The following is a 19,971-nucleotide window of genomic DNA, read 5'->3' as shown; positions in this document are numbered from 1 at the left end:
CGTTATGCCCAGCTCGCCAGAGCTGGATAACGAAAGAAAGGCGGACCGTTCTCACCCATGAATGCGTCTGACGCATTCATCCGAGCAGGGTGCATTGAATATATTGACCAGTTACCCCCGTTCCCCCCGTAATCGATCCACGCGGCATATTCGCATAGAACCTATGTAGTGATGCGGATTCCGGTCCGGACCCGGAAGCACCACTTCGATCGATTCCGAACAGTACCCCTGGATGATCACGGGTGGCAACCCCTAAACGTTAGGGGGTCGGGCCACGGTCTGTGTGGCGACGACGAGATACGTTGTTCTACAAGCGATTCAGAGCGGATACCCTTGACTCAACTTGGTCCGTACACGTACTATCCGCAGCGGCTGCCAGATGGTCCGTAGGCGTACTATCGGCCTCGGGACAATGAGTCGTCACCCTATTGGCCGAACGACCGAGCAGCCCCGAACGGCGGCGCGACCGTGATCTAATCAGCGAATGGAGTCACTCACCTCGGCGCTGGTGCCGCATGTCTTCGCGGAGACGCCCGGCCACCTGATCAGGCTGCTCTACCAGCGACACAACGCCATCTGGAACGCCACGGTCGGCGACTCCATCACCCCAACGCAGTTCGCCATTCTGAACGTCGTCTACACCGACGGGCCATTGACGCAACACGAGATATCCGCTCGAGTGCGGACCGACACCTCGACGATGGCGCAATCCGCCGCGTCACTCGAACGGAAGAACCTGATCAAGCGATCGGTCAACCCCGCCGACAAGCGGGAGCGAAGGATCGCCCTCACTCGCACCGGTCGCCGCGAGTACGCGCAACTACTGCCGAAAGCCGATGAGGTCCAGCGCATCCTGCTCGCGGTCCTCGACCCGGACGAACACCCTCCTGCCCTCGGCTTGCTGCGAAAACTCGCCGGCATAGCGCCCGCTTCGCCAGGCGGAACCGAGCAGCGTTGAGCGCGCGGGCACCGTATTCGGATCGCGCTGCGCGCAACCCGTGAGCGACTGCCGGGCCTGCGCGATCGTGGGGTGATGACGACCACCGAGGCGAAATCCACTACCGACACCGATCTGGATGCGATCTTCGGGCCGATCCTCGACCGCATCGCCCAGGGCGCCGTCGCGCGCGAGATCGATCGATCGCTGCCTTTCGAGGAGGTCGGTTGGTTGCGTGCGGCGAAGTTCGGGGCGCTGCGCGTTCCGGTCGAGTTCGGCGGATACGGAGTTTCCGTCCGCCAGCTGTTCCGCTTGCTCATCGAACTCGCCGCCGCCGAATCGAATCTGCCGCAGGCGCTGCGCGTGCACTTCGCGTTCGTCGAGGACCAGGTGCTCGCGGACGCGGGGCCGCGGCGGGAACGCTGGCTGCGCGCGGTCGCCGACGGCACGCTGGTCGGCAACGCGATCACCGAACCGGGCGTCGGCGCGGTGGACCGCTACCGCACCACGCTGACCCAGGACGGCGGCCGGTGGCTGCTCAACGGCGTGAAGTACTACAGCACGGGCTCGCTGTACGCGGACTACATCCTTGCCGCGGCCGACCGGGACGGCGAGCGGGTGGGCGTCTTGGTGGACGCGAACGCCGACGGCGTGCGTCAGCATGACGACTGGGACGGCTTCGGGCAGCGATTGACCGCCAGCGGCACCACGGAATTCACCGACGTGGTGGTGACCGAGGATCGGATTCTCGGCCCCGGCTACGGCGCCCCAGGCCCGACCTACGCGACCTCGTATCTGCAACTCGTCCAGCTCTCGGTGCTCGCGGGCATCGCCAAGCGCGCCGAGCGCGACGTCCGGGAGTGGGTCGCGGCGCGCACCCGCGGCTATACGCACTCCGCCGCGGATCTGCCGCGGCACGACCCGCTGGTGCAGCAGGTGATCGGGCGGCTCTCGGCGGCCGCGTACGCCGCGGAAGCGAGCGTGCTCGCGGTCGCCGACGTGCTCGACCGCGTACTGGCGCGCGGTGCGAAGGACGAAAAGGACCTGGTCGAGGTGGAACTCGCCGCGGCACGAGCGCAGCTCGCGGTCATCGACCTGGTGCTGCCCGCTACGTCGCTGCTGTTCGAAGTGGGCGGTGCCTCGGTGGTCTCGGAGCGACTGCGCCTGGATCGGCACTGGCGCAACGCCCGCACCATCTCGGTGCACAATCCCGCGATCCAGAAGGCGCGGGCGATCGGTGATCATCTGCTCAACGGCGCCGACCTGCCCTTCGCGTGGAGCGCGGGCGACCGCACACCGGCCGAGGGAGCGGTGCGGTGACGCGCCGGATCCGCTTCAACGCCTTCGACATGAACTGTGTCGCCCACCAGTCACCGGGGCTGTGGCGGCATCCGGACGACCAGTCCCACCGCTACAAGGAACTGAGCTACTGGACCGAGCTGGCGAAGCTGCTGGAACGCGGCCGTTTCGACGGCATCTTCATCGCCGACGTGCTGGGCACCTACGACGTCTACGGCGGCAACGACATCGCCGCGCTGCACCAGGGCGCGCAGATCCCGGTGGCCGACCCGTTGCTGCTGGTGTCCGCCATGGCCGCGGTGACCGAGCACTTGGGGTTCGGCATCACCACCGGCACCGGATTCGAGCACCCATACCCGTTCGCTCGGCGGCTGTCCACCCTCGACCACCTCACCAACGGCCGACTCGGCTGGAACGTGGTGACCGGCTACCTGCCGTCGGCGGTGCGCAACTTCGGCGCGGCGGACCAACTCGACCACGACGATCGCTACGACCAGGCCGGCGAGTACCTCGAGGTGCTGTACAAGCTGTGGGAAGGCTCGTGGGAGGACGACGCGGTGGTGCGCGACGCCGCGGCGGGCGTCTACGTCGACCCGGCGAAGGTGCATCACATCGGCCACCGCGGTACGCACTACACCGTGCCGGGCATCCATCTTTCGGAGCCGTCGCCGCAGCGCACGCCGGTCATCTATCAGGCGGGGGCGTCGCCGCGTGGTGTCCGGTTCGCGGCGGAGAACGCCGAGGCGATCTTCATCGCGGGTCCGTCGAAACGGGTGCTCGCGCAGACCGTTTCCCGGATCCGGGACGCGTTGCGGGCGGCGGGGCGCGACCGCGACGCGGCGCGGATCTACGCACTGGCCACGATCATCACCGACGAGACCGACGAAGCGGCCCGGCGCAAGCACGAGGAGTACCTGTCCTACGCCAGCGTCGAGGGCGGGCTGGTGTTCATGTCCGGCTGGATGGGGATCGATCTGTCCCGCTACGACCTCGACGACCCGATCGGCCAGGTGGAGAGCAACGCGATCCAGTCGGCGGTGGCGGCGTTCCAGGAGTTCGACGACGACGGTCGGGAATGGACCGTCCGCGATATCGGCAAATGGGCCGGAATCGGGGGCATGGGTCCGGTGTTCGTCGGTTCGGGCGAGACGGTGGCCGACCGGCTCCAGGAGTGGGTGGCCGAGACCGATGTCGACGGGTTCAACCTGGCCTACGCGATTACACCTGGCTCATTCGAAGACATTGTCCGGCACGTGGTTCCAGTACTGACCGCACGCGGTGCGTACGCCGAGGAGTATGTCCGGGGAACGTTGCGAAATGCGTTGTTCGCCGCGGGTGACAGGTTGCCCGCGGAGCATCGCGGCGCGAGCTATCGACTGGGTGGTGCGGGGTCGACCGCCCTGCCGGATGCCGTCTCGCGGCCGGGCGCGACGGTCACGGCGGACTCGTAACCGAAAGAAATACCTCGGCTACCGATTCCAATCCCGCACGGTCGACGTCGTCGAAACGTCCCGGTTTCGGGCTGTCGAGGTCGAAAACCCCGATGAGTTCGCCGTCCCGGATGAGCGGTACGACAATTTCCGAACGAGTGTCGGCGTCGCAGGCGATATGCCCCGCAAAAGCCTGCACGTCCGGCACGAGTTGGGTTTCTCTTGTCTGTGCCGCGGTGCCGCACACCCCTTTTCCGAGCGCGATGCGCACGCATGCGGGCTTGCCCTGAAATGGTCCGACGACCAGCTCGTGTCCGTCGTAGAAATAGAAACCCACCCAATTCACGTCCGGCAGCGCGTGGAACACCAGTGCGGAAAGATTGGCCGCGTTGGCGATGCGGTCTGTTTCGCCCGCCACCAGCGCGGCCGCCTGCGCGGTGAGCTGGCGGTACTGCTCGGTGCGGTCTCCGGTCAGAGCAGCGACGACAAATGACATGGGGCGAATGATACGCGCTCGGAATTCGCTGTGCGGCTATTGATTCCGGCTGATCGCAACACTCTTCGGGCGCTGTGCGGGCACCGCATCATCCCTGCATGACATCGCAGCAATCCGTATCCCGTTCCACTCGTTCGGCCGCGGTAATCGGTGCCGGGCAGACCGGCGTCACTGCGGCGCTAGGACTACTCGACGCCGGTTTCGACGTCACGCTCTACAGCGAGCGCGATCAGCGCTCTTTGCGCGACGATGTGCCCGCCACGGGCACCGCTCTGGAATTCGGTGAGACCCAGCAGGCCGAGGCCGCGCTGGGTTTGGACAGCTATACCGCGCGTGCGCCCCGGCATACCGGCCTGAGCGTGCGCATCGCAGGCCCGGACCGCGCGGAATTGATCCAATTCGACGGTCATTTCGACGGATTCGTCGGAGTCGCGGTGGATACTCGGCTCAAAGCCGACGAACGACTCAGCGCGTTCCTGGAGCGCGGCGGCCGGTTCGTCGTCGAGCAAGTCACGCCGGAAACGCTCGACGGCATCGCCGCCGTGAACGACCTCACGCTGGTCGCGACCGGTCGCGGTGGACTGTCGGACCTGTTCCCGATCGACACGGCTCGCACGCCCTACGACGCTCCGCAGCGTTCGTTGCTCACCGTAACGGTCACCGGAATAGGCCATGACACCGGCGTTTTCGCGCATCGCAGCGTCGCGGGTGGCGCGCACAGCGGTTTCTCCATCCTCGCCGAGCAGGGGGAGGCATGGTGGGGGCCGTACCTGCACAAGGACGTGGGCCCCAGCTGGGCATTCCTCGGATGGGCACGTCCAGGCAGCGAATGGGAGAAGCGTTTCGCCGCCGCGGACTCCGCCGAGTCGGCGCACCGCGTCGTGCAGGAGCTCTACCGCGACTACATCGACTGGGATCTGCCCGAGGTGCTGGCCACCAAGACCATCCCGGAGGATCCGCACTCGTGGCTGAAGGGCGCGGTGCGTCCGGTGGTGCGGTCCGGCGTCGGCCGCACGGCGGGCGGGCACGTGGTCGCCTCGCTCGGTGACACGTCGGTCGCCTACGACCCGATCGCGGGGCAGGGCGCGCAGAGCGGGCTGATCCAGGCGCAGCGGCTGGTCGCCGCCGCGGCGGTGCACGAAGGGCCGTTCGACGAAGTGTGGATCGGGCGTCAGTACGCGGCGTTCCTGGCCGCGCGCGGCGACGCCGCCAACAAGGTGACCAGGCTGTTCCTGGGCGACCCGGAACTGGCCGAGATCGGCAACGCGTTCTTCGCGGCGGCGAGCGTCGATCCGGCGTTCGCCTCGGCGCTGGTCGGCTTGCTGCACCGTCCGCAGCCGTTCCTTCCGGTCGATTCGGTGGAGGCGGCCACCGAGTTCATCACCCGGGTCACCGGCGAGGACGCCGCGGCGCTGCTCGCCAGGTTCGCGCCCGCTGGCACGTTCACCCGATCCACCTACGCGAACGCGCTCGCCGGCGCCTGATCCGATCGCGCAGATTCAAACCCTCGTCCCGATCGGGGCACGGTGCTGGAGTGGAAGGAGCGCCGGACGCATGCGCGGCGTCCGGCCTCCGATCCAACGGCTACCCCCGCAAAACCATGGAGCAGCTATGACCACGGAGAAGATCGCCGAGCAGATCCAGTTCGCCTACTGGGTGCCCAACGTCAGCGGGGGATTGGTAACCAGCGATATCGAACAGCGCACCAGCTGGGATTTCGAGTACAACAAGAAGCTCGCGCGCACCGCGGAGCGCAACGGCTTCGACTACGCGCTCTCCCAGGTCCGCTACACCGCCTCCTACGGCGCCGAGTACCAGCACGAATCGACCTCCTTCAGCCTGGCGCTGCTCGGCGCCACCGAACGGTTGAAGGTCATCGCGGCCGTGCATCCCGGGCTGTGGCACCCGGCTGTGCTGGCGAAATTCGGCGCCACCGCCGACCACCTGTCCGGCGGCCGGTTCGCCATCAACGTCGTGTCCGGCTGGTTCGCGGGCGAATTCACCGCGCTCGGCGAGCCCTGGCTGGAACACGACGAGCGTTACCGGCGCAGCGCGGAATTCCTCGAGGTGATCCGCAAGATCTGGACCGAGGACAACGTGAACTACGGCGGCGACTTCTACCGCATCCGCGACTTCACCCTCAAGCCGAAGCCGCTGAACACGCCCGAGCGCCCGAATCCCGAACTGTTCCAAGGCGGTAACTCCACCGCGGCCCGGCGCAACGGCGGTCGCTACGCCGACTGGTACTTCTCCAACGGCAAAGACTTCGACGGCGTCACCGAACAGCTCGACGACCTGCGCACGATCGCGCGGGCCCATGACCGCGAGGTGAAGTTCGGGCTGAACGGCTTCATCATCGCCCGCGACAGCGAGAAGGAAGCCCGCGACACCCTGCGCGAGATCATCGAGAAGGCGAACAAGCCCGCGGTGGAGGGCTTCCGCGACGCGGTGCGGCAGGCGGGCGCGTCCACCAGAGATCGTAAGGGCATGTGGGCCGACTCCACGTTCGAAGACCTGGTGCAGTACAACGACGGCTTCCGCACGCAGCTGATCGGCACACCCGAGCAGGTGGCCGAGCGGATCGTCGCCTACAAACAGCTCGGCGTCGACCTGATCCTCGGTGGCTTCCTGCACTTCCAGGAGGAGATCGAGTACTTCGGCGCGAAGGTGCTCCCGCTGGTGCGCGAGTTGGAAGCCGCCCAGCGGCCCGTCGCGGCGGTGAGCTGATGACCGCGGTTGCCGCCGATCGCATTCTGTCGGCGGCACAGGCTTTTTCGGTCGCACAGCGACTCGCCGCGGACTTCGCGTCCGCGGCGGCCGTGCGGGACCGGGATCGCGCATTGCCGTACGCGGAGGTCGACCGGCTGGCGGCCAGCGGCCTGCTCGCCATCACCGTCCCCGCGGCGTTCGGCGGCGCGGATCTGCCCCCGAGCGCGGTCGCGGAAGTGACACGGATTCTCGCCACGGCCGACCCCAATATCGCGCAGATCCCGCACAGCCACTTCGTGTATCTGAACTTGCTGCGGCTGGCCGGTTCGCAGTGGCAGCGCGAGCGGTATTTCGGCCGCGTGCTCGATGGAGCGCGCATCGCGAACGCCCAGTCCGAGCGCAGCAGCGCGACCGTGGCCGACATCGCGACCACCTTGCGGCCGGTCGGCGACCGGTTCCGGGTGGACGGCGTGAAGTACTACTGCACCGGGTCGCTGTTCGCCGACTTGCTGGCGGTGCTGACCAGGCTGGATGACCTGGAGGGGCGCAGCGGACTCGAACCAGGCGAGTACATCGCCTACCTGCCCGCCAACACGCCCGGCGTGCGCATCGTGGACGACTGGAACGGCATCGGGCAGCGGACCACCGGCAGTGGAACGGTGTCCTTCGAGGACGTGGCCGTCGATCGCGACCAAGTGGTCGCCCGATCCGGCGCGGTGCGCGCGCCCACCGGCTATGGAGCGTTCGCTCAGCTGCTGCACGCCGCCATCGACACGGGCATCGCGCGCGGCGCTCTCACCGCCGCCACGGACTTCGTGCGTTCCACGAGCCGCCCGTGGTTCGAGGCCGGAGTGGCCGACGCGGTCGACGACCCGCTGCTGATCCAGCGCTTCGGCGAGTTGTCCGTCGCGGTGACCGCGGCCGAGGCAACCCTCTCGTCCGCGGGCTGGGCGGTCGACGCGGCGACCAGAACCGAATCGAGCGCGGAACGCGTCGCGCAGGCGTCGCTGGCTGTCGCGACCGCGAAGGTACTCGCCGACCGCGCGGCCAACGACGTGTCCGCCGCGCTGTTCGAAGTCGGCGGAACCCGCAGCGCCGCGGCGGAGCTGAACCTGCACCACTTCTGGCGCAACGCGCGCACGCATACCCTGCACGACCCGGTGCGCTGGAAGTACCAGCACATCGGCCGTGCCCTGCTGCACGACACGGCGCCGCCGCTGCACGGTGTGATCTGAAAGGAGACGAAATGACAGTCACTGTCGTCGTCGGCAATCCGAAACCCGCTTCTCGCACCCTGACCGCGGCCACCCTGGTCGCGAAGGGGTTGCGGCCGGAGGTGGAGCCCGCCGTGATCGATCTCGTCGGTTTCGGGCCGAGCCTGCTGAGCTGGGGCGATCCCGCGGTGGCCGAGGCGGTGCGCACCGTCGCCGACTCGGAGCTCGTGGTGTTCGCCAGCCCCACGTTCAAGGCGACCTACACCGGTCTGCTCAAGCTGTTCCTCGAACAGTTCGACGGTGGAACCGGCCTCGCGGGCGTGCTCGCGGTGCCGGTGATGCTCGGCGCGGGACCGGCCCACGCCCTGGCGCCGGACCTGCTGCTCAAGCCCGTTCTGGTCGAGCTCGGGGCCACCGCGGCGCTGCCGGGGCTGTACCTGTCCGACCGCACATTCGCCGAGGACGGCGTCATCGACCGGTACAGTGGTCGGTGGCGTTCGGTCGCCCAGGCACTGACCCACAGCTCGAAGGCTGCGAACCATGCATGACCTGTTCGAATTCCCCGCCGACGGAGCCAGTCTGCGTCGCGCGTTCGCCAACTTCCCCAGCGGTGTCGTCGCGGTATGCGCGGAGATCGACGGCACTCCGCACGGCCTCGCGGTCAGCACGTTCGTCCCCGTCTCGCTCGACCCGCCGCTGGTCTCGTTCTGCGTGCAGAACTCCTCGGCGACCTGGCCCAAGCTCGCCGCCGCCAGCCACCTCGGCCTGAGCCTGCTCGGCACCGACCAGCAGGCCGCCGCCCGCACACTGGGCACCCGCGACGGCGACCGCTTCCGCGACATCCGCCTGCACCGCGGGTCCGGCGACGCCGTGTTCATCGACGGCGCCTCCGCCTGGATCGAGGGCGTGCAGGAAGCCAACGTGCCCGCGGGCGACCACGCTGTGGTCATCCTCCGCGTTCACCGCATCGCCACCCGTACCGATGTCGAGCCCTTGGTCTTCCAGGGCAGCCGCTTCCGCCGGTTGCACGCGGAACCGGCCAATGGGGCGGCCTGAGAAGGACTAGTCCTGCACTAGGGCGTGTCTCCCATAGCGCGAGCCAGGGCGAGTCGAGGGTGTGACGTTCGTCGACCGTACTTACGGGAATCGCTTCGCGATCGCCGCCGTGATCGCGTCCGGTGCGTGTTCCTGAATGAAGTGCCCCGCGCGTGGCAGCTCGACTACGTCGAGATCGGTGAAGGCGGCACGAATTCGCGGGATATGGGCGTTCGGACGGAACGCCATGTCCCGCATTCCCCACACCAGCAGGGTCGGCTTGTCACCGAGCAGGACGGGCACGTCTCGGGCGAGTTGGTTCAGCAGCGGGCGCGCGGCACGAATTTCTCTGGGCATCACGGCGAGTCCGCGCCGGGCTTCCGCGGTGGGCTGCACCGCGCGGTAGTGGTCGGCCTCGGCCGCGGTGAGCTTGCGCCCCAGCTCCGCGAGCAGGACGCGCTCGACGAGGAAATTGTGTTCGAGTATCCGCCTCTGCATCGGACGGCTGCTCATGATCATGCTGAACGCCCGATTAGCCATTGCTTCGGTCGGCCAGAACAAGGTGTTGCCCAGCACGATTCCCCGCACCCGATCCGCGCGCGCAGTGACCGCGCCCAGACCGATGGGTCCGCCCCAATCGTGTCCCATCAGAACGAAGCCGTCGAGCTGCAGGTGATCGATCAGCTCACTGAGGACCGCGGTGTGCTCGGCGATGGTGTAGCCGAAACCCGCAGGACGTTCGGACAATCCGAAACCCAGGTAGTCGACGGCGACACACCGGTACCGGTCGCGCAGGTCCTTCACGATGTGGCGGTAGAGGAAACTCCACGTCGGAGCACCATGACAGAACAGGATCGGTGGTCCGGTCCCCTCGTCGATGTAGTGAACCCGGCCGACGGACGAGTCGAACCAGCGCGACTCGAAAGGGTACAGACTCCCGTCGGGAACGAAGTCGATCAGCATCAGTGCCCCTCCCGCCGATGCCACATTACCTGTGGTGCCCCACGAGCGCGCAGTAGACTCGAGAGAGATGGCCGCCTCCGGACTGCTGCCGCATGGCCGAGGTACTCGATGGGAGACATGCCTTGTCGGCAACGGCGCGGCGTGAGACCTGGACGACCTGTCCCGATGCGGACGACCGCCCGCGCCTGCTCGCCGCGTCGATCAGCGCTGTGGCACACTCGGGTGTCTCTTTCGGAAAGGTCTGGTCATGACGCTCGGCATGGTTCTCGGTGACTTCCCGCGCACTTCGGCGCGGGCGTAGATCAGCTTCTCTCTGATTCCTGTGCGGTAGTCGCACAGGTCTTTTCGCGACTCCGCGTCGAAGTGCTTCTCGTGCCCCTGCACGTTCCCTCACGAGGAGTACGCGGTGTCCACCGTTTTCTGGACCGAAGACAACACATCCCGAACCGCTCGCTGGCATTCCGAAAGTGCCGCGCCGCCACCCGAATTGATTGTGCCGGTGGATGATCGGACGACCGCCGACACCGCCTGTCGGCTGGCGCGGGCAGGGACCGGCCTGCTGTGGCGCGGGGATTTCCACAATGCCAGGCAACTGCTGCGGGCGATGGGCAGGCGGGTCGATCGAGAGCTTACGCTGGTTGATGATCCGGCCGAAGCGTTCCGGCGGTACCGTGCGGCGCGCCGCCGTCGTGCACGCGTGCTCGGCAAGCTGCTCGTTTTGCTGGAGGACGACCACTCGCTGCGGTTGCGCCGCGCCCCCGACGTGCGACGCGCGTGCACGGAGGCGTACGGCCTGCCGCACGGTCGCACGGTAGTGGCGCTCACCGAGTTGCTCGGCGTGCTCGGCGCGGCGCAGTGGCGGGCGAAGGGCGTGTACGTGCCCGCCCTCGGCGACCGCATTCATCCGCACTACGGCGTGTTCTCCCCGGTCCGCGGCGAGTACGTGGACCTCGTCGCCCGCGCCCCACTGCCCGCGCGAGCCGACACGGCCTTCGATCTCGGCACCGGTACCGGCGTGCTCGCCGCAGTCCTCGCCCGCCGCGGATTCGGGCGAATCACCGCCACCGACAACAACTCTCGCGCCCTGCTCTGCGCCCGCGCCAACCTCGATCGACTGCGCCTCACATCCGTCGACGTGCAAGGCCCGACCCTCTTCCCGGAAGGCAAGGCCGACCTCGTCGTCTGCAATCCACCGTGGATCCCGGCCACGCCCACCTCAGCACTGGAAACCGCCGTCTACGACGAAAACTCGTCCATGCTCCACACCTTCCTCTCCGACCTCCCCACCCACCTGCACCCCGGCGGCGAGGGCTGGCTCATCCTCTCCGACCTCCCCGAACTCCTCGGCCTCCGCACCCACCACGACCTACTCGCCCGCATCACGGCGGCGGGTTTGGTGATCGCCGATCAACTCGAAACCAGGCCCGTTCACCCCCGGGCCAACAACCCCACCACGCCCCTCCACGCCGCCCGCGTCGCGGAAACGATCACGCTTTACCGTCTTGTCCCGGATTGACGCCCAGCCCCATCGTCACGTCAGAACATCGACTACAGACCCATTCGTTCCAATGCCCAGTCGCAAGCGACATCCTCGTTATCGGCGGGGATGCCGCGCGTGTAGTGCAGGGGCGGCGTGATCCACCGGAACTGGCGCCAGCCGCGCGAAGGCCGGATCGCCCAGCCGCCGAACTCGCGCCGCAGAGGATAGCTGGTTCCCCGGGAACCGGATCGAGTCCAGGGCGGCAGTAGCGCTTCGAACTCATGCTTCGGAGGCGGCGACAGCCTGAGTAGCTTGCGGCGGAACCAGTGCCAATCCGACGTCCAGGCGGGGAGCCGCTGATAGATCGCAAGTCGGTCTTTCATAACACCTCCCAGTCGCTACCGGACTTCATAAATTCCAGGGTCAGGCTCACGGGGAACGTTGGGGTGCGGGCACGCAGTCCGCGTAACCTCCGCCGATTACAGCACTGTTTCCGTGCCTGGTCTGCACGTATGGCGGAAGCTGCACGATCTGGAACGGTTGGGCTCGGCGGTGGCCAAAGGGGCTTGGACCCTTCACTCGGCATCACCTGTGGACAGTGCAGCGCACCGAACGCTGGACCGATGACGGTGAACTCGTCGCTCGAGGTCCCGTCCTGTTTCGGCCATGCGTCGGTGAGGGATCCAGTGAGCGCCGTCAACGGCGGCGGCGATCCATTCGCTGCCGCCATTGCCCGCGCGGGTCTGTTGGAAGCTGTAGATCCATCGTCGGCGGTCCTTGTGACCGGAGCGACAGACTGAGGGCGCGGTACAGCGCGACGACTGTTGCGGCGCCGACGATCTCGCCGCGGTCGACCATCGCGATCGCATCTGGCAGCGGGATCCACTCGATCTGTTCGGCCTCGTTGATATCCGGCGGATTGTCAGTCAGGTCGGCACCGCGCGCGAGGTAGATATCTTGCGGCTGGTCGAGAGTGCCGATCGCGGGCTGATAGGTGACGAGGTGTTCCATGGTGCGCGGGCGCCAGCCGGTCTCCTCTTCGACCTCCCGGGCCGCCGCCAACGCAACGTCCTCGGCGTCGTCTACGTAGCCTCCGGGCAGCTCCCACACCCAGCGGTCGATGATGAACCGATGCCGGTACATCAAATAGCGCCTCGCGCTTCTCGTTCAGTACCAGGGTCATCGCGCACCGCGGCATCCGAGCCACGTACTGCGTGAACCTCACTCCGTCGGCAGTTCGACATCAACGGTCGACAGTCGAATGTGTCGGTTCTCGTCGACGAGGCGCTCGCCATGGATGGTCCACTGGGTTCGGCTCACACGTCGAAGGTAGCAATCGAGCCACCGTAGCGGCGATCACGAGCAACGTCTGCGCACCCTCTGGCCTTGGGTTATTCATCCGATTCCGGTGTGCACCCGGGTAAGGTACCCGGGGTACTGAGCGGGGCTCGGCTGCTGGGATCAAAAGAAGACCCGCCCTGACCAGGGCGGGTCTTCTGGTGGAGCCGATGACGGGAATCGAACCCGCGCTGTCTGCTTGGGAAGCAGAAGTTCTACCATTGAACTACATCGGCCGGTGTACCGAGATACATCGGAGACTGTAGCAGAGTCGCCGGTGCTGCGGGAAAAGTCCTGGTAGATGCTTCTGACCTGCGGCGATGTGCTCTGGGTTGGCTGGGCTGAGGGGGCGGATCCGGGCCAGACTTGATCTTGTTGTCAGTCGTTCGGCGCGATTTCCTCTCCATCGGGCGGCCCGAGGCTGTGGGAGCGCCGACCGAGACCAGCGAACGTGGGCGGTTGCTGCCGCATTGCGGGACTAGCGGTCGCTGGGACGACGTAGTCTTGTCGTCGGAGGAATCCGAAGATGACCGTAACGCTCGACGATCCTCATACCGTCTCGACCAAGCATTGGCACCGGCTCGACGACGGCAGGCTCCAGTGTGACGTCTGCCCGCGCGCCTGTAAGTTGCGCGAGGGGCAGCGCGGGCTGTGCTTCGTTCGTGGCCGCGTCGACGACCAGATCGTGCTCACCACCTACGGCCGCTCCAGCGGGTTCTGCGTCGATCCGGTCGAGAAGAAGCCGCTCAACCACTTCCTGCCCGGCTCGGCGGTGCTGTCTTTCGGGACCGCTGGCTGCAATTTGGCGTGCAAGTTCTGCCAGAACTGGGACATCTCCAAGTCTCGCGAGATCGACACGTTGTCCGGCCGCGCCGAACCCGGCGAACTAGCAAGCGCCGCTGAGAATCTCGGCTGCCGCAGCGTCGCGTTCACCTACAACGACCCGACCATCTTCTTCGAGTATGCGGCGGATATCGCCGACGCCTGCCGCGACCGCGGCATCAAGGCGATCGCGGTGACCGCGGGCTACATGTGCCCCGCCCCGCGCGCCGAGTTCTACTCCCACATCGACGCGGCCAACGTCGACCTGAAGGCGTTCACCGAGGACTTCTACCGCCGCGTGTGCGTCGGGCACCTGAACGACGTGCTGGACACGCTGCGATACCTGCGGCACGAGACCGACGTGTGGCTCGAGATCACGACGCTGCTCATCCCCGAGCACAACGACAGCGACGCCGAGATCGCCGCAGAGTGCGCATGGATCCGCGACGAACTCGGCGACGACGTGCCGCTCCATTTCACCGCGTTCCACCCGGACTACAAGATGCTCGACATCCCACCCACGCCACCCGCCACACTCACCCGTGCACGTCACATCGCCCTAGCCGAAGGCCTGCGCTTCGTCTACACCGGCAACGTGCACGACACCGACGGCGGCACCACCTCCTGCCCATCCTGCGGCACCGCCGTGATCACCCGCGACTGGTACGTGATCCGCCGCTACGCACTCACCGACGACGGACGCTGCGCGAAGTGCGGAACGCAGTTGCCCGGTGTCTACGAGGGACCGGTCGAGCGGTGGGGGAGCAGACGTTTGCCGGTGCTCATCGCGTGACGTCGCCGGAGGTTTCACGCACCCGATGATCGCGGCCCGATAGCGATCGAGTCGCTGGATAGCTTGGCGCGCTGGAGCTTCCGCCCCCGGCTCCCTGCCGAGGGTCACGGCTCGTCCGATCGGTGGTTCACCGCCGCCTGTGTGGTGTCGATGGCACGATGATCGCCATGGACGACCCGGTGCCCACCGTCAACGTGCGCTTGTGGCGTGCCGACGCCATCGTGTTGTTCGACTGGTTGGCCACTACCGACCTGAATGCGGTGCCGACCACGCACCCGGCGCAGAAGCAGGCTTTGCAGGATCTTCTCACCCGATTCGAGTGGGCGGCCGACGAGAACGTGACCACAGCAACCGCCGAGGAGATCGCCGCGGCGCAGGAGGAAGTCGCCCGGGACATGGACTGGTGACTCCGGTCGGGGTTCTCGGACGCCACACGCGGTGCTCTCCGCGCCACGGGCCTGCTCGGGCTTGTCAGCTTCGCGCCGATTCGGCGTAACCATGCTCCTCGCGCTCGAGCCCCTGCTGATCCACGGCGCCTTCACGAGCAGGCGCAACATAGCGGTAGATGGTCAGGCAAAGGATGACCCACAGCGCGCTGACGCACCAACCGCCGAGGATGTCGGTGGTCCAGTGGACGCCCAGGTAGATGCGCGAGAGGCCCACCGCGACGATGAACATCGCCGCGGCGGCCGCGGCGAGGATGCGCAGAGCTGGGCCGCGCAGGCTGGGCAGGGCGACTACCGTGACGACGCTGATCACGACGAACGAGCCGACGCTGTGGCCGGACGGGTAGGACAGGTTCTCCACCGAGATGAGGTGGTCCTCGACGGGTGGGCGGGCGCGGCCGACCAGGTTCTTGCCGCCGCGGACCAGTACGCAGGCGCCGATGCCCGCGCCCGCGACGAGCGCCGCCGAGGACCAACGCCGCTGCCAGGACAGAACTAGGCACGTCAGGGTGGCCAGTACCGTCATGGCGACGGTGCCGCTCACCGCGCTGACCGTTACCGCGATAGGGGTCAGCCATTCGGCGCGGTGCGCGATGGCCCAGTCGGTGATCGTGCGGTCGATTCCGCCGTGGCCGTCGTCGCCGAGCGCGACCACGGTGAGAGCCGTGGTGCACACCATCAGCAACGCGATGAGCACCCCGATTGCGGTGATGATCCGACGGGAGGTCACCCCTCCACGGTGCCACTATCGGCGCTGGAGGTTAACCGGGGTCCCTTCGCGCTGCCGGGAAGGTTCGCGACAGCGCCGATGTCGGCAGGCTGCGGCGCCGCGGCGAGCAGGCGCTACGCTCGTCGGCGTGCTGCTTTCCGATCGTGACATCCGTGCGGAGATCGCCGCTGGGCGTCTCGGCGTCGAGCCGCTGCTGGAGAACCTGATCCAGCCGTCGAGTATCGACGTGCGGCTGGACCGGATGTTCCGGGTGTTCAACAACACCCGCTACACCCACATCGACCCGGCGCAGCGGCAGGACGAACTGACCAGCCTGGTGGAACCGGCGGAAGGGGAGCCGTTCGTGCTGCACCCCGGCGAGTTCGTGCTCGGTTCCACGCTCGAGGTGTGCACGCTGCCGGACGACCTGGCCGGGCGGTTGGAGGGCAAGTCGAGTCTGGGCAGGCTCGGCCTGCTGACCCACTCGACCGCGGGTTTCATCGACCCCGGCTTCAGCGGTCACATCACGCTGGAGTTGTCCAACGTGGCCAATCTGCCGATCACGCTGTGGCCCGGTATGAAGATCGGCCAGCTCTGCCTGCTCAAGCTGACCAGCCCGGCCGAGCATCCGTACGGCAGCGCCGTGGCGGGTTCGAAGTATCAGGGCCAGCGCGGGCCGACGCCGTCGCGGTCCTATCTCAACTTCCCGATTCCGGCGGCGGCGGTCGACGCCGCCGAGTCGCGCTGAGCTGGGGCCGGGTCCGCCTCGTCGACTGTGCGGAAGCGGTCCCGGGCGACGGCAGCGGGAACTGATCGCGGAGGTGATCAGTCCCCGCCGCCCGCTCCCACCGCGAGCGCCGTAGTGAGGATGACGGACAGCGGCGGAAGCGTGTCACCGCGGCTCGGCGGGCTGACCCAGAAGCACCCTTCCCGGGTCCAGCGGCCGAGGCCGGTCGGCAACATCACGGCACTGCCGATGGCGGGCAGTCCGATATCCAGCCGATTGAGCACCTCGAGCACCTGGGGTCCCGGTCGGCTGTCGGGCTCGGCGAGGAAGCTCCATCGGATCTGTCTGGCCAACATGGGACCCCTCATGCCCTGTTGTTCCAGTGCGGCGCGCACCTTTTCGGCACGTGCGGTCGGCAGGTGAACGACGCAGACGCGCCCGGTGATCGGGAGCATGGCGAAACCGCCACGCTCGGTGACCGGTAGCCCGAACTCGTGGCGATAGAAAGCCACCCAATCGTCCACGGTCCTGAGCTTCTCGACATTCACGGCGAACTCCTTGCCTTCCCCTTCAATGGTCCCGTCGCGCCTGCTGATTCGGCATCGCCCGAGAGCCTGCCTTCCGCTGCCCTTCCGCTGCCTTTGATAGAGCGCGTATTTCAACTGTGGCTCTGCTCACAAACCCCTCGTACTCTGGAAGGAATCCGTTCGGAAGGGATGAACCGTGGTCAGGCATTGGTCAGGCAGAGAGGCCCGAGCCCTTCGCGATGCCAAGCGGATGAGCATCAGGGAGTTCGCCGCCCATCTGGGGGTGCACGAACGCTTGGTGTCCAAGTGGGAGGCCGGGGGCGTCCGGGTCCACCCACGACCGATCAATCAGGCCGCTCTGGACACGTCCTTGGCCAGATCCGACGAAGTGGTGCGGGCGCGGTTCGCGGCATTGATCGATCAGCCGGTGATCGATCGAAGCGTCCCGCCGGGTGTCGATGCTCGGGGCGGCGCCTCGGCACGCGGCCCGTATACGACCGACGCGGATCTTCTGGCTCTCATAGACGCCGGTGCGCTGAGAGGTGCTGCGCTAGCAGCGATTTCGGAGAGGGATCTGATCATGGCGGCTGCCCACGAGGCCAGCGAGCACGCCGGCAAGGCCGAGAGCACCAATGTGGGTGCGACCACCTTGGAACAACTCGACGCGGATGTCGCGCGGATCGCGAACGATTACGTGCACATCCCGCCGGTTCCGATGATGGTGGAGATGTTGCGGGTGCGGCGGCGGGTGTACCGGCTGCTGGAGGGCCATCAGCGGCCCGCGGATACCAGCCATCTGTATCTGTTGGCGGGCACGCTCTCGGGGCTGCTCGCCAACGCGAGTACCGATCTCGGCCATTACGACGCCGCGGGCGAACAGGTCAGGGCGGCTTGGGCCTATGCGGAACTCTGCGGGCACAACGGACTTCGCGCCTGGACCCGCGGCATGCACGCGCTGATCGAGTACTGGTCGCAGCGCCCCCGCCGGGCGGTCCAGCTGGCGCAGAGCGGGCAGGAGTTCGCCGAGTCCGCGACCGCGCATGTGCGACTGCTCAATATCGAGGCGCGGATCTGGTCGGCGCTGGGCAGCGCCGCCGACACCGATCGATGCGTCCGGGCCGCCGCCGACGCCCGGGAGATCGGCGCGACCGACGCCCTGCACGACGAGGTGGGCGGCGTCTTCGGGTTCAACGACGCCAAGGCCAACTACTACGCGGGAGCGACCTACATCCACCTCGGTCAGGCGGAGCCGGCGCTGAACGCCACCAAGCGGGCCATCGAGTTGTATGCGAAAGGACCGTCCGAGCAGCGTTCCTACGGCGCGGAGTCCTTGGCGAGGGTGGACTGCGCGGCCGCGCACCTGATCAACGGCAGTCTGGACGGCGCCGCCGAGGCGCTGCATCCGGTGCTCGACCTCGACGAGGACAAGCGCATCGCGCAGCTCGAGGAACGGTTGAACGGCGTGCGCAGACGGATCGCGACCCCGGCCTTCAAGGACGCGGTGGAAGCGCGGCGTCTGGACGAACGGATCGAGGAGTTCTGCGGCTCCACGGCGGCCAAGGGCATCCCGCCGGGCAACCCGTGTTGATGTATGACGCGTCACATTCCACGGCGCCGGAGCCGCCGTCGCGGCCGCTGCCGCCGGTCGCCGGCTCGGACAGGCGATTTATCCAGTTGCGACGGATGGCACCATGGGACGCGTGAGTCCTAGTCATCATCCGCACCGCCCCCCGCGTGTTCTGGAGCAGTCCACGAAGCTGCAGAACGTCGTCTACGAGATCCGTGGACCGGTACACGCGCACGCGGCACGGCTGGAGGCCGAGGGCCATCGCATCCTCAAGCTCAATATCGGCAATCCGGCCCCGTTCGGGTTCGAGGCGCCGGATGTGATCATGCGCGACATCATCGCCGCGCTTCCGTACGCCCAGGGCTACTCCGAATCCAAGGGCATCCTCTCGGCGCGGCGCGCGATCGTGACCCGCTACGAACTGGTGCCCGGCTTCCCCGAACTGGACGTGGACGACGTCTACCTCGGCAACGGCGTCTCCGAGCTGATCACCATCACCATGCAGGCGCTGTTGGACAACGGCGACGAGGTGCTGATCCCGGCGCCGGACTACCCGCTGTGGACCGCCATGACCAGTCTGGCTGGCGGCACCCCGGTGCACTATCTGTGTGACGAGTCCAACGGCTGGCAGCCGGATATCGCCGACATCGAATCGAAGATCACCGACAAGACCAAGGCGCTGCTGGTGATCAATCCGAACAACCCGACCGGCGCGGTGTACTCCGCCGAGGTGCTGCAGCAGCTGGCCGATCTCGCGCGCAAGCATCAGCTGCTGCTGCTCGCCGACGAGATCTACGACAAGATCCTCTACGACGACGCCAAGCACATCTCGTTGGCGACCATGGCGCCGGACCTGCTGTGTCTGACCTTCAACGGGCTGTCCAAGGCCTACCGGGTCGCGGGCTACCGGTCCGGCTGGGTGGCGATCACCGGTCCCAAGGAGCACGCGGCCGGTTTCCTGGAGGGCATCGACCTGCTCGCCTCGTCCCGGCTGTGCCCGAATGTGCCTGCGCAGCACGCGATTCAGGTCGCGCTGGGCGGGCATCAGAGTATCGAGGATCTGATCCTGCCCGGCGGCAGGCTGCTGGAGCAGCGCGATGTCGCCTGGGAGCGGCTGAACATGATTCCGGGTGTGTCCTGTGTGAAGCCGAAGGGCGCGCTGTACGCGTTCCCCAAACTGGATCCGAATGTGTACGAGATCCACGACGACTCGAAACTGATCTTGGATCTGCTGCTGCAGGAGAAGATCTTGATGGTACAGGGGACCGGCTTCAACTGGCCCAACCACGACCATCTCCGGATCGTGACGCTGCCGTGGGCGCGGGATCTCGCGGTCGCCATCGAGCGCTTCGGCAACTTCCTTTCCAGCTATCGCCAGTGAGACGGGCACGTGGCGGGGCACGATGGGCGCCCCGCTTCGAGCCGGTAAACAAACCATATGTACGAATATCTGTCGGATTTGGCGACCACCTAGCGCAA

General features: G+C 67.1%; 19 protein-coding genes and 1 tRNA gene. 14 read left to right on the top strand and 6 right to left on the bottom strand.

From position 1 onward, the window contains the following. The first annotated feature begins 484 nt into the window (after positions 1 to 484). The 3 genes from ON34_RS27020 to ON34_RS27010 all read left to right on the top strand — a co-directional run bounded on the left by ON34_RS27020 (position 485) and on the right by ON34_RS27010 (position 3,687). Positions 485 to 958, top strand: coding sequence for a MarR family winged helix-turn-helix transcriptional regulator (locus ON34_RS27020; protein ID WP_040784699.1), 474 nt, complete (start codon positions 485 to 487; stop codon positions 956 to 958). A gap of 75 nt (positions 959 to 1,033) precedes the next feature. Then, the gene (locus ON34_RS27015; protein WP_040784697.1) at positions 1,034 to 2,257 is read left to right on the top strand and encodes an acyl-CoA dehydrogenase family protein; all 1,224 of its coding nucleotides are present in this window, start codon (positions 1,034 to 1,036) and stop codon (positions 2,255 to 2,257) included. Beyond that, positions 2,254 to 3,687 (top strand): LLM class flavin-dependent oxidoreductase, encoded by a 1,434-nt coding sequence (locus tag ON34_RS27010; protein ID WP_040784967.1) that lies wholly within the window; start codon positions 2,254 to 2,256, stop codon positions 3,685 to 3,687. The genes ON34_RS27015 and ON34_RS27010 overlap by 4 nt, the downstream gene beginning before the upstream one ends. Here the strand turns inward: ON34_RS27010 and msrC are convergent. Further along, entirely contained in the window at positions 3,671 to 4,162 is a 492-nt protein-coding gene (gene msrC, locus ON34_RS27005; RefSeq protein WP_040784695.1) for a free L-methionine (R)-S-oxide reductase MsrC, read from the bottom strand. The two genes, ON34_RS27010 and msrC, sit on opposite strands and share 17 nt — an antisense overlap. A gap of 98 nt (positions 4,163 to 4,260) precedes the next feature. Between msrC and ON34_RS27000 the strand changes: the two genes are divergently transcribed. The 5 genes from ON34_RS27000 (at position 4,261) to ON34_RS26980 (ending at position 9,141) form a co-directional block, all read left to right on the top strand. Next, positions 4,261 to 5,646 carry a styrene monooxygenase/indole monooxygenase family protein gene (locus tag ON34_RS27000; protein WP_040784693.1) on the top strand — a complete coding sequence of 462 codons (1,386 nt, stop codon included), beginning with the start codon at positions 4,261 to 4,263 and terminating at the stop codon, positions 5,644 to 5,646. 127 nt (positions 5,647 to 5,773) lie between these two features. Further along, on the top strand, positions 5,774 to 6,889 hold the full coding sequence (gene sfnG, locus ON34_RS26995; RefSeq protein ID WP_040784691.1) for a dimethylsulfone monooxygenase SfnG: 1,116 nt from the start codon (positions 5,774 to 5,776) through the stop codon (positions 6,887 to 6,889). Continuing rightward, entirely contained in the window at positions 6,889 to 8,106 is a 1,218-nt protein-coding gene (locus ON34_RS26990) for an SfnB family sulfur acquisition oxidoreductase (RefSeq protein WP_040784690.1), read from the top strand. Before sfnG ends, ON34_RS26990 begins: the two co-directional genes overlap by 1 nt. 11 nt (positions 8,107 to 8,117) lie before the next feature. Beyond that, complete coding sequence (locus ON34_RS26985) at positions 8,118 to 8,633, top strand: NADPH-dependent FMN reductase (RefSeq protein WP_040784688.1); 516 nt, start codon at positions 8,118 to 8,120, stop codon at positions 8,631 to 8,633. Continuing rightward, the gene (locus ON34_RS26980) at positions 8,626 to 9,141 is read left to right on the top strand and encodes a flavin reductase family protein (RefSeq protein WP_040784686.1); all 516 of its coding nucleotides are present in this window, start codon (positions 8,626 to 8,628) and stop codon (positions 9,139 to 9,141) included. Before ON34_RS26985 ends, ON34_RS26980 begins: the two co-directional genes overlap by 8 nt. 81 nt (positions 9,142 to 9,222) lie before the next feature. On the opposite strand, the gene ON34_RS26975 is transcribed toward ON34_RS26980, so the two are convergent. After that, positions 9,223 to 10,083, bottom strand: coding sequence for a haloalkane dehalogenase (locus ON34_RS26975; RefSeq protein ID WP_040784685.1), 861 nt, complete (start codon positions 10,081 to 10,083; stop codon positions 9,223 to 9,225). Between the two features lie 406 nt (positions 10,084 to 10,489). Between ON34_RS26975 and ON34_RS26970 the strand changes: the two genes are divergently transcribed. After that, entirely contained in the window at positions 10,490 to 11,599 is a 1,110-nt protein-coding gene (locus tag ON34_RS26970; protein WP_040784683.1) for a methyltransferase, read from the top strand. Between the two features lie 660 nt (positions 11,600 to 12,259). Here the strand turns inward: ON34_RS26970 and ON34_RS26960 are convergent. Next, the gene (locus tag ON34_RS26960; protein WP_218003935.1) at positions 12,260 to 12,706 is read right to left on the bottom strand and encodes an NUDIX hydrolase; all 447 of its coding nucleotides are present in this window, start codon (positions 12,704 to 12,706) and stop codon (positions 12,260 to 12,262) included. A 357-nt stretch (positions 12,707 to 13,063) separates the two neighbouring features. Next, a tRNA-Gly gene (locus tag ON34_RS26955) sits at positions 13,064 to 13,137 on the bottom strand. 290 nt (positions 13,138 to 13,427) lie between these two features. Here ON34_RS26955 and amrS point away from each other — a divergent pair. Continuing rightward, positions 13,428 to 14,516, top strand: a complete 1,089-nt coding sequence (gene amrS / locus ON34_RS26950) for an AmmeMemoRadiSam system radical SAM enzyme (RefSeq protein ID WP_040784679.1) — start codon at positions 13,428 to 13,430, stop codon at positions 14,514 to 14,516. 167 nt (positions 14,517 to 14,683) lie between these two features. Beyond that, positions 14,684 to 14,923, top strand: a complete 240-nt coding sequence (locus ON34_RS26945; protein WP_040784965.1) for a hypothetical protein — start codon at positions 14,684 to 14,686, stop codon at positions 14,921 to 14,923. Positions 14,924 to 14,987: 64 nt separating this feature from the next. Here ON34_RS26945 and ON34_RS26940 read toward each other — a convergent pair whose 3' ends face one another. Next, a complete protein-coding gene (locus ON34_RS26940; RefSeq protein ID WP_051023177.1) occupies positions 14,988 to 15,692 on the bottom strand; it encodes a phosphatase PAP2 family protein in 705 nt (234 codons plus the stop codon). 127 nt (positions 15,693 to 15,819) lie between these two features. Here ON34_RS26940 and dcd point away from each other — a divergent pair, with 127 nt between their 5' ends. Continuing rightward, on the top strand, positions 15,820 to 16,419 hold the full coding sequence (gene dcd / locus ON34_RS26935) for a dCTP deaminase (RefSeq protein WP_040784677.1): 600 nt from the start codon (positions 15,820 to 15,822) through the stop codon (positions 16,417 to 16,419). A 77-nt stretch (positions 16,420 to 16,496) separates the two neighbouring features. Here dcd and ON34_RS26930 read toward each other — a convergent pair whose 3' ends face one another. Then, positions 16,497 to 16,946, bottom strand: coding sequence for a hypothetical protein (locus tag ON34_RS26930; RefSeq protein WP_040784675.1), 450 nt, complete (start codon positions 16,944 to 16,946; stop codon positions 16,497 to 16,499). 175 nt (positions 16,947 to 17,121) lie between these two features. On the opposite strand from ON34_RS26930, the gene ON34_RS26925 reads away from it, so the two are divergent. Then, positions 17,122 to 18,513, top strand: a complete 1,392-nt coding sequence (locus ON34_RS26925) for an NsdA family TPR-like regulatory protein (protein WP_040784673.1) — start codon at positions 17,122 to 17,124, stop codon at positions 18,511 to 18,513. 103 nt (positions 18,514 to 18,616) lie between these two features. Continuing rightward, a complete protein-coding gene (locus ON34_RS26920; RefSeq protein WP_040784671.1) occupies positions 18,617 to 19,873 on the top strand; it encodes a pyridoxal phosphate-dependent aminotransferase in 1,257 nt (418 codons plus the stop codon). Positions 19,874 to 19,971: the final 98 nt, after the last annotated feature.

It is taken from the genome of Nocardia pneumoniae NBRC 100136 (assembly GCF_000308755.1).
Lineage (GTDB): Bacteria > Actinomycetota > Actinomycetes > Mycobacteriales > Mycobacteriaceae > Nocardia > Nocardia pneumoniae.
This window is presented reverse-complemented; position numbering and strand designations above follow the sequence as displayed.